The organism is Trichlorobacter sp., from assembly GCF_030247655.1.
GTDB lineage: Bacteria > Desulfobacterota > Desulfuromonadia > Geobacterales > Pseudopelobacteraceae > Trichlorobacter.
In genome coordinates, this window is record NZ_JAOTRZ010000105.1 from 1 (window position 1) to 9554 (window position 9554).

The 9554-nt window shown below is 50.3% G+C and carries 9 protein-coding genes and 1 tRNA gene; 4 read left to right on the plus strand and 6 right to left on the minus strand.

Annotated elements, in window-relative coordinates; all coding sequences use genetic code 11:
- The 4 genes from OEL57_RS10150 to OEL57_RS10165 all read left to right on the plus strand — a co-directional run.
- Positions 1-452 (plus strand): polyprenyl synthetase family protein (locus tag OEL57_RS10150; protein ID WP_300740267.1); only part of this gene is annotated, 452 nt, incomplete at its 5' end.
- A gap of 6 nt (positions 453-458) precedes the next feature.
- Positions 459-2336, plus strand: a complete 1878-nt coding sequence (gene dxs / locus OEL57_RS10155) for a 1-deoxy-D-xylulose-5-phosphate synthase (RefSeq protein ID WP_300740270.1) — start codon at positions 459-461, stop codon at positions 2334-2336.
- A 5-nt stretch (positions 2337-2341) separates the two neighbouring features.
- Complete coding sequence (locus OEL57_RS10160) at positions 2342-2650, plus strand: molecular chaperone DnaJ (protein ID WP_300740273.1); 309 nt, start codon at positions 2342-2344, stop codon at positions 2648-2650.
- A 51-nt stretch (positions 2651-2701) separates the two neighbouring features.
- Positions 2702-2778, plus strand: a tRNA-Pro gene (locus OEL57_RS10165).
- 204 nt (positions 2779-2982) lie between these two features.
- On the opposite strand, the gene OEL57_RS10170 is transcribed toward OEL57_RS10165, so the two are convergent.
- From OEL57_RS10170 to OEL57_RS10195, 6 genes are all read right to left on the minus strand, one after another.
- Positions 2983-3762 (minus strand): retropepsin-like aspartic protease, encoded by a 780-nt coding sequence (locus OEL57_RS10170; RefSeq protein ID WP_300740276.1) that lies wholly within the window; start codon positions 3760-3762, stop codon positions 2983-2985.
- Between the two features lie 4 nt (positions 3763-3766).
- Positions 3767-4678: a restriction endonuclease gene (locus tag OEL57_RS10175; protein WP_300740278.1), complete on the minus strand. Its 912-nt coding sequence runs from the start codon at positions 4676-4678 to the stop codon at positions 3767-3769.
- A gap of 74 nt (positions 4679-4752) precedes the next feature.
- Complete coding sequence (locus OEL57_RS10180) at positions 4753-7194, minus strand: AAA family ATPase (protein ID WP_300740281.1); 2442 nt, start codon at positions 7192-7194, stop codon at positions 4753-4755.
- A 3-nt stretch (positions 7195-7197) separates the two neighbouring features.
- Positions 7198-8439 carry a metallophosphoesterase family protein gene (locus OEL57_RS10185; protein WP_300740284.1) on the minus strand — a complete coding sequence of 414 codons (1242 nt, stop codon included), beginning with the start codon at positions 8437-8439 and terminating at the stop codon, positions 7198-7200.
- 12 nt (positions 8440-8451) lie between these two features.
- Complete coding sequence (locus OEL57_RS10190; protein ID WP_300740286.1) at positions 8452-9324, minus strand: GIY-YIG nuclease family protein; 873 nt, start codon at positions 9322-9324, stop codon at positions 8452-8454.
- A 42-nt stretch (positions 9325-9366) separates the two neighbouring features.
- Positions 9367-9554: hypothetical protein (locus OEL57_RS10195; protein ID WP_300740289.1), on the minus strand; the 188-nt coding region annotated here is incomplete at its 5' end.

Consider the following 9554-nt stretch of genomic DNA (forward strand, 5'->3'; position numbering starts at 1 on the left):
CCTGTGCCGGTACCTATGGCATGGTGGGTGGTCAGGTGGTGGATATGGAGAGCGAGGGCAAGCCGGACATGGATCTGCCCACGGTGCAGTACATCCATACCCACAAGACCGGTGCCCTGATCAAGGCTTCGGTGGTGGCTGGCGCGCTGTTGGGCGGGGCTGATGACAAGCAACTGGCTGCCATCCTCCGCTATGGTGAGGCCGCTGGTCTGGCCTTCCAGATTGCGGATGACATCCTGGATATAGAAGGCACCACTGAAGAGATCGGCAAGGATGCCGGCAGTGATGAAGCCCGTGGTAAGGCCACCTATCCGGCAGTAATGGGCCTGGCTGCGGCCAAGCAGGAGGCCCAGGCCATGATGGATGAGGCGATGCTGGCCCTGGAGCCGTTGGGTGCTGCTGCAGAACCGCTGCGTGCGATTGCCCGTTACATTGTTGAGAGAAAGAACTGACCCCCTATGTCATTATTGAATCAGATCAATGCACCTGCAGACCTGAAACAACTGCCTCCGTCGGATCTGCCAAAGCTGGCAGCAGAGATCCGTCAGCTGATTATTGAAACCTGTGCAAAGAACGGCGGCCATATCGCCCCCTCGCTGGGAGTCGTTGAACTGACCATTGCCCTGCACAAGGTGTTCAACTCACCGGAAGATAAGCTGATCTGGGATGTGGGTCATCAGGCCTATGCCCATAAAATTATCTGCGGACGGCGCGATAACTTTTGCACTCTGCGTACTCTGGATGGTCTCAGCGGTTTTCCCAAGCGCTGTGAATCAGAGCATGATGTCTGGGAGGTTGGGCACTCTTCAACCTCGCTTTCAGCTGCAACCGGCTATGCGGTGGCACGGGATCTGGCAGGCAAGACCAACAAGGTGGTGGCGGTAATTGGCGATGGCTCCATGACCGGCGGGATCGCCTTTGAAGGTCTGAACCATGCCGGACACCTGAACCGTGACCTAGTGGTTGTCTTAAATGATAATGAGATGTCCATTGCCGAGAACGTGGGAGCAGTTTCAGGATTTCTTTCCCGGACTTCCAGCAGCGAGTTCATCCACAAGTTCAAGCGCGAAACTGAACAGCTCATCAAGCATGCCAAAAGTGATATGGGCCACGGCGCCATCAGGCTGGCTCGCAAGATAGAAAACTCCTTTAAGGGACTGTTTACCCCGGCCATGCTGTTTCAGGCCTTTGGCTTTGAATATATTGGGCCGATCGATGGTCATGATCTGCCATTACTGCAGGATACTCTGGAAAGAGTTAAAAAACTTGATTCGGCAGTGCTGATTCATGTCCTGACCACCAAAGGCAAAGGCTACAAACCGGCAGAGCAGAATCCATCACTGTTCCACGGGGTTGGCCCGTTTGAGATCGAAACCGGCAAGGTCTTGAAAGGTAAGGGCGGGGCTGCCTCCTACACCGCCATCTTCGGCAATGCACTGGCGCGGCTGGCAGAGGAAGATGAACGTATTGTCGCCATTACCGCTGCCATGCCGGACGGCACCGGTCTGACCAATTTTGCAAAACAGTATCCTGAGCGGTTCTTTGATGTGGGGATTGCTGAACAGCATGGCGTCACCTTTGCTGCAGGACTGGCCTGTGAAGGCAAGAAGCCGGTATTTGCGGTTTACTCCACCTTCCTGCAGCGGGCCTATGATCAGGTGCTGCATGATGTCTGCACCCAGAACCTGCCGGTGGTGTTTGCCCTTGATCGTGGCGGGGTAGTGGGTAATGACGGCCCCACCCACCATGGTGTCTTTGATCTCTCCTACCTGCGTCATATCCCCAATATGACCTTGATGGCACCCAAAGATGAAAACGAGCTGCAGCATATGCTGAAGACCGCCATCATGCATGATGGCCCGGTGGCGCTGCGCTATCCCCGTGGTAACGGCTATGGTGTGCCCCTTGATCAGGACCTGAAAACTCTGCCGATCGGCAAGGCTGAACTACTGCGTGATGGTACTGATGGCGTCCTGTTTGCTCTGGGCTCCATGGTCTATCCTGCTCTGGGCGCTGCTACAGATCTGGCGGCGGAAGGACTTAATCTGGCTGTGGTTAATGCCCGCTTTGTTAAACCGCTTGATACAGAGTTGCTGCTTCAACTGGCCAAGCGTTTTGGTAAACTGGTTACCCTTGAAGAAAATGCACTGCAAGGCGGCTTTGGTACGGCAGTGCTGGAACTGCTGGAAGAGCAGGGTGTACAGGCACAGGTGCTGCGGATCGGTTACCCGGATCAGTATATAGAGCAGGGTGAACAACATGAACTGCGGTCGATGCATGCTCTGGATAAGGATGGTATTGCCAAATCCGTGCGGACGTTTTTCAAGGCAACCTGATTGCCATGACCTTTACAGAGCTGAAAGAAGCGCTCTACCTGTTCGGATTTCATGAAAATGATCTGCTGAGTATTAAACGGATCAAGCAGCGCCATCGTACCCTGATCAGGAAAGCCCATCCTGATTTACATGCAGATGTTGACCCGGAACGTATCCGAAGATTGAATGAAGCAGCAGGAATTATTATGGACTACGTCCAGTCTTATCGGTTTTCGTTTAGTGCAGAGGAGTTCTACCGCCAGATTCCAGAAGAACATCTACGGCATCAATTTTCAGGTGATCCGGTCTGGGCGGGACGAATTGAAGAAAAATAGCATTTTTTACTTGCTATCGATTTGGTCTCTGTGGTATACAATCTTTCTTTTCGGAGCGTAGCGCAGCCTGGTAGCGCACCTGCCTTGGGAGCAGGGGGTCGAACGTTCGAATCGTTTCGCTCCGACCAATAAAAACAACGGCTTATCGAGTTAATCGGTAAGCCGTTTTGTTATTTTTTGAAATCTATAGTACCTTTATAGTACTTTTGATTTTGCTTCCGCATAAAAAATAAGAAGCAAGACGCCGCTGACGTAAACGTATTTTGACATTATATCCTTTTATGATCTAAATCGTTTAGCAATCTGGTGTCAATTCTGCTTGCCAATTCAAGTCAATTCCACCTTATGATCTGTCGTCCCATATCCAGAGTGTAGTGAAAATTTTTTAAAAATCGCATTCCCAAAAGCCCTTGATGGTTCTGTGAGCCCGCTTGCGGCAATATTGTTATGTCAGCATTTCTTACGATTGCAGGCCCAACAGATACAGACTCAACAGTGCCTGTGACGTTATTTATCCTTCTCCCGTCTGCAAGCGTTGAAACGCCCCTTCTCACATTTGCCATGTAGAAGCCATCAACTGCATTATTGTAGACAGTGATCCCTGTAGCCCCCGTGTCTAGAAGTAACCAGAGGTTGTTTTCTCGCCCATTACTTGAAATTTTCACCGGTACAAACACTTGATCATCTTTGACAACAATCTGGGTCTCTCGTGACACTCCCTGCTTCACTTCGATCTTTGGCCCTGAAAGTGTTCCGTTCCAATTTCTTGCCTGGGCTTCCGTTCCCTTAGGAATGCTCGCCGGATTATCAGTAAAGCTCACAATTCCGTCTTTGTCCTTGTACTGATACAAGCTTCCTGGAGCGAGCTTCGGCTTTTCTCCGATATGTTCAATGACTGGTTGAGGTTGCTTCTCGGCTAATTGCTGGGGCAACTGAGGATAGCTTGGGAGGTTAGGCGGAGGGGGGGGTGTAGCTGCCCGAGAGCCTATTTCACCGAACACCCATCTTGATGGGGTGTACTCAAAACCAATGAGTATTCTGACGCCGATTATTATGGCAACAGCCACTAATCCAGACAGCAGAATTGATACGACATTATTATTTCTGTTCATTGAGTCATCTCTGCTTGATACTTATTTTACCGACGCACCTTGGATACCTTGGGCATCCCCAGAAAGGTCTCCCCTTTTCCTCATTCCTCTTCACCATCTTGACGCCGCATTTGGGACAGGTCTGCGTTGTGTAGTCTGACATATAAACCATGTCTGCCAAACGCTTTGACTTTTCGGGGCTCATCTTGTTGATTGCATCAATAAGTAGCTGCCCTGAAACCAACCTAATTCCTGCTTCACCGGCTTCTGCCTTTGCGGGCTGAGTAAAATCACCTGATGAAATAATCATTCCGTTTTTGTACTTCTTGATTGCCATGACCCCAGCAAGCTCACGCACGACCTTTACATCAACCTCTCGCTCGAAACCTGATTTGCATTGCACAATTCCAGCAGGTTCTTCGCTGTTTTTGCTATACACAACAATATCAACGCCACCGTCAGCACCGAAGCTAGTTTCCTTTGCATGGAGGCCCTGCTCTTTGATTGCCTCTGTGCAGAGCGTCTCAAATAACTTCCAATCCATTTCATACAAGACGTCACGAGTCAGTTTCATATCAGAAACTATTGAAGAGGCTGAGATGTTCTCAGCGCCACTCTTTATGCTTCCAACTTTCTTGTAGTTGTCTGGTGTTACAGCCTGATCAAATTTGATGACCTTGTTTCTAACAGGCATGCCTTTTGTTGCGGGTGCCGGAACCTTCGACTTTTCTTTGCCCATCTCACGATAGATTACATACAAGACATAGCATATGGCCCCTATGATGATAACCGGAATAACCACTTCTGTTGTGAAAGCTAATATTTTCTTGAGTGGGAGAGCTATTGCCATGAGAATCATTATCCCAACGGCAATACGAGCAGCCACCTCTTCCCAGCTATCTTTTTTTTGCCAACTGCCCCTGCCTCTTCTTGCCATTGCGTTGAGTCCCTATACCTAACGTTCACAAGATAACTGGCTGTCAAAGCCTTGATCATACTGATATTTATATATTAACAACCCACCTGCAGCATCTGGTCGGTTATTTCGGTAAAAGCAACATCATGGCTGATCAGAAATAGCTGGTCATACCAGTGCTCGGTTACCTCCTCCCTGCCAACATCAATGGCTCGGAAGGCATGGGCCAGGTTTTCACGGCGGGCGGCATCAAGATTTGAGGTTGGTTCATCAAAGAAGGCGATCCGGGCGCCGATGGTTTGTAGCAGCGCCAGACGTAGTGCAACCACTGCACTCATGGTCTGGCCACCAGATAGCTGGTCATCAGTGCGCTCTCTGAGCTGTCCATCGTGCATGTCCCTGAGGATGATCTGGTACTTCTCGCCCCAGTGCAGTTCTTCATCTGATTCAGCAATGGTGCGGTAGATCCGGTCTGCCCGCAGGCTGATTTCTTCCCTGAACCGCTCCGAAAGCTGCTCAGACACGTTTTTGAAGACTTGGTTGCGTAAGAATTTAACCAGTTTTTCCTTCGCAGTGTAACTGGTAATAGCTGTCTGTTTGCTGGCAGCGTTTTCCTGTAGGCACAAGAGACTTAAAATCTCTTGCGAGAGTCGCTGCTGATCCTTAGTCAGGCTTTCGATCTGTTGGGTGATGGTGGCAACTTCGGTCAGCAGACGATCTTTGTCAGCACGTAGCTGCTGGTGCTGCTCTACCTGATACGATGCTTTGGACTGTATCAGCTCAGCCTGTTTATCGGCCTGCTCCTGCTTCAGTTCTACCAGCTTGGCCTGCCACTTTTCGAGGGTCTGGAGGCGACTTTCAAGTTCTTCCGCATCTTTCAGGTTAGTGGTGAAGGCGTCACGACTTTCCTGGTGCTGCTTACGCAGCTGTTCAGCCTGTTCAATCTCACTGTCCAGGTTGGCAAAGGCCTGGAGTAGTGCCTTGTGTTCAAGCACTTTGGCTGCTGCAGTAGCCTGCTGTTGTTTCAGTCCTTCCAGCTTTGTTGCGCGTTCTTGATTTTTGGCTCGCTTGGTTGCCAAGGTTGCTACCTGTTTATCCAGTTCCTGCAGGCGCACGGTCAGGCCATGCAGTTCCTTTTCTGCTACCTCGGCTGCTTTCACCTGCTGGGTCAATGTGGCAATCAGCTCGTTAAGGATGGTCTGAGTTTGATCAAGGTCTGTCAGTTTTTTCGTAATCAGGTCTTTGGCAGGCCTGTCTTCAAGGTTACGACACTTTTCCTGAAAGAAGGGGCAGACACCTTCAGCCAGTTTATCCTGACCTTCTTCCAGTCCGGCTCGGCGGCCGCTCAGTTGTGCCAGGTCTGCCTTCAAACGTTCAAGGCTGGTTCGTTGTGTCGGCAATCCTGCAACAGCATCCTGCATGGCCTGGTTTGGCTGCAGACTGGTACGTGCAGCAGCAAAACCAGACTTTTCTTCAGCAAGCAGTGCTTCGGTTTTGGCAATCTCTGCCTGCTCATGCTCTACTGACTGGGTCAGCCGCTGTGCCTCTTTTTCAAGGGCAGTGATTTCCTTCTCTGCGGCACGGCGTTGCTGCTCCTTGGCACGGAGTTCTGTTAAATGCACCTCAGCCACATCATAGGCCTCTTTGCCAGCGCGAGAGGCCTCCACAACTGCCTTGGCCTTCCAGCTGGTATCCACCTCTTTCTGCTTGTCTGCTATCTTGTCTGTGCCGTCTTTAATCCGGTCTGCAGTCCGTTGCAGCTCTATAGTCAGGGCGGTAAGTGCCTTTTCCTGGGCATCCAGATCAATCAGTTGGGACTCTGCCTGTTTTAGAGCCGCCTGCTTCTGCTGCAGCTCGCCTTGCTTCTGCTGCAAGGTTGTTGCTATGGCTGCCTGCTCCTCCTGTTTCTGGGGCAGCACTGCCACCTGATCCTGTAGCAGCTTGATCTCGGCACTCAGTACCTCAATCTTTTTTTGAATAGCCTTCAGCAGGTCACTGGTCCCTTTGTAGGTGGTACGCCAGGCATCAATCCCCAGAATCTCGTCAAAGGCCTCCTGGCGTTTGGTCTGCTGCTTGATGACAAACGGGCCAAGAAACTCGTTCTGGAATGGACCGATTACCAGTTTAAACTGATCTGCCAGCCTGCGACCGTTGTTTAGGCCCAGCAGCTCGGCAATCCGCGCCTCGGTCTCCTCGGTATTTGCATGCTCTTCAACCTCAAAGCTGCCACCAGACTCCTTGTACAGCAGCCATTTGCTGGGGGTGCCGACAGTGCGGCTTACCTTCCACAACTCATCATTGCTCGTCTTGAAGACAACGCTGATTTCACCCTTCTTGGCGCCGATGGAGAGAAACCGGTCTATATTGGTGACAAAGTCGCGGGCATCCACGCCAAACAGGGCATAGCCAATGGCCTCAAAGACCGTGCTCTTGCCCACGCCATTAGGGCCGGACAGCACGTTGATACCGCTGGAAAAGCTCAGTTCCCGGTCACGGTGGGATTTGATGTTTTTCAGGTGGATGGAGATGATCTGCATCGGTTATGTCTCCTGCAGGAGGCCCAGCAGTTCCTCCCCCTCAACATCACCCTTCAGTACCTGATCACGGATAGCCAGGGCCAGACGTACCAGCTCGTCCTCTCGCCCTTTGTACTCGCTACGGCTGGCAATCAATTCGTGCAGCACATCCTTTTCAATCTCTGCCAGACTCTTTTTCTCGGTCTCACTGCCGGATGCCGCCGTCACCAGAGAAAGGTGGTTCTTGATCTCAATATGTAGGGGAGCGCAAAGCTCATCCAAAACCAACCGTAGCCGTTCACGCCCCAGCTCAAAGGGGTGAAAACGTACCCGACCGGTCAGCTTGATCTCCAACAACGGTCTACGCTCATCCTGCAGTACGGCTAGCTTGTCAATCAACTGAGTGCGGAACTGCTCCATGGCTTCATCAGCATGCTCAGCGCCATCCAGGTTAATGGTCATTACCATCATGGGGCGGGGTAGGGTGGGGCGGAATTGGTGGTGATACCGTCCATCCTCCACCGTAACCAGGTAATATCCTTTATCGTACTTTTCCTCACCAAAGTTCACACACTCGGGCGAACCTGGGTTATAGGCGTACGGTTTGTTGTTCTGCTCATTGATGATGTACGGCTTGTGACCGTGCCCCAAGGCAACATAGTCAAACGTATCTGCAAGGGGCAGAGCCTCTTCCGGTTTCATGTTGCCGATCTCCACCGGCGAGAAGGTCCAGACACCCACATGGAAGAGCAGGATGTTGTTTGTGGTGGTAACCGCTTCGCAGATGCGCTGCACGTGGTTGCCTGCCTGGGTGCCGATGTAGCCAAGGCCGTAGATGTTGAGGCCGTTGATCTCAATATGCCCGCCAATGCCTTGTGCATAGTCGTAAGGATCAAAGCGATATTCACCGGTCTCAGTCCGGCTGGGGCGCAGCAGGTGGATATAGCCCATTTGTGACAGCGCCTCCATCCAGGAGATGCTGTCCCGCCGGTGAATCCAGTCATGATTTCCCTCTACGGCAATGCAGGGGATACCAGCATCCTTTAGGGGTTGGAGAGTCTCGATTGTGCGGGCAAAGGTACGGGGGAGGATCTGGCCGGTGTGGAACAGGTCACCGGCTATCAGTATGAAATCCACCTGCTCGGTAATGGCGTCGGCCACAATGCCACCCAGCATACGGAAGAAGTCTTCGTAGCGTTCGGCTTCACCGGTAGACGTGCGGTATGTCTTGCCGAGGTGGATGTCGGCGGTGTGGAGAAATTTCATTTGTGTTTCAACTTAGACATTTAGATTTATACCTTGGTCTGCTTGTTCTTGAAGTTGCTTCAATGTTTCAGCTTTACTGTTTTTCCATTCAATCCTGCCATTTGCAGTTCTTCCAAGAACGACACCTGCAGCAGTAGAGGGAGAGTTGAAAAAATAGTCTTGAGCAAAAACGAACATATTACCAGTATCTATCAAAACACCTGTCTCCAACAACTCTCTCCTCAAAATGGACATATAATGGTGAATTGATGGAACTTCTGCTTTTACAGCTTGGGAGCCTTCCTTAACAATGAAACCCTCAGGTGATTCATAACCAGTCACCTTTATTCCTTTTGATTCAATGGAAAGCAACTGTTGTCTCTTGACTTTTACAGAAACAACTTTTTGGAAAGCACTTAGTCCCAACAACGGAAAAATACTCAAAATATCTTCCAGAAAACTTTCAACGTCGGCTACTTCCGCTTCAGAAAGTGATGGCTTCTGAGGTTCATTGAGGTTGTCAAAAAATGAACGCTTTGCTTCTTTAGCAATTTTAACAAGTTGTGATTCAATGTGTTGTACATGAGCCTTGTTTAACGACCTGTCCTTAGAGACAAAGAAAACTCCCCAAGTCCAGAAATCCTTTTTTGAAAAGTGTTGTTCAAGACGATCTTTTACCGGATCACCTTCGCCAATATAAATTTTGGGTAATTCACCTTCTTCTGAAGGTCCAACAAGAACATAAACGCCGGTTTCTTGAAATTCTTCTCTCTTCTTGATGTCAGGAAAAAGAGACCTTGGAAAAACAATCCCACGTCCTGTCCAGTTAGATTTGTCAACAATTCGAAGACCATCTGGTTGGCCGTGAGGAAGAAATATTTTTATAGAAAAAGGTCGTTCGCTCATATTATCTCCTTCACATGTAATGAAGTGTAATTTGCATATTTCTTACCCTGCCATCACGTCATCCAGACACCGCGCCTTGACATACTTCGCCGGATTCTCCCCAGCAGCCAATGCCGCAAAATGAGCCTCGCCGCACCTGATCTTGGCACTTTCCTTATCACGCAGATCATCGGTAAAGAGACTGCTTTTCGTTTCAACAACGAAATACAGACGCTCCACGCCGTCTTTTT

What these genes read in the sequence shown, in the direction of transcription:
- dxs (WP_300740270.1), top strand. Translation starts at nt 459, where the DNA reads ATGTCATTATTGAATCAGATCAATGCACCTGCAGACCTGAAACAACTG.
- OEL57_RS10160 (WP_300740273.1), top strand. Translation starts at nt 2,342, where the DNA reads ATGACCTTTACAGAGCTGAAAGAAGCGCTCTACCTGTTCGGATTTCAT.
- OEL57_RS10170 (WP_300740276.1), bottom strand. Translation starts at nt 3,762, where the DNA reads ATGAACAGAAATAATAATGTCGTATCAATTCTGCTGTCTGGATTAGTG.
- OEL57_RS10175 (WP_300740278.1), bottom strand. Translation starts at nt 4,678, where the DNA reads ATGGCAAGAAGAGGCAGGGGCAGTTGGCAAAAAAAAGATAGCTGGGAA.
- OEL57_RS10180 (WP_300740281.1), bottom strand. Translation starts at nt 7,194, where the DNA reads ATGCAGATCATCTCCATCCACCTGAAAAACATCAAATCCCACCGTGAC.
- OEL57_RS10185 (WP_300740284.1), bottom strand. Translation starts at nt 8,439, where the DNA reads ATGAAATTTCTCCACACCGCCGACATCCACCTCGGCAAGACATACCGC.
- OEL57_RS10190 (WP_300740286.1), bottom strand. Translation starts at nt 9,324, where the DNA reads ATGAGCGAACGACCTTTTTCTATAAAAATATTTCTTCCTCACGGCCAA.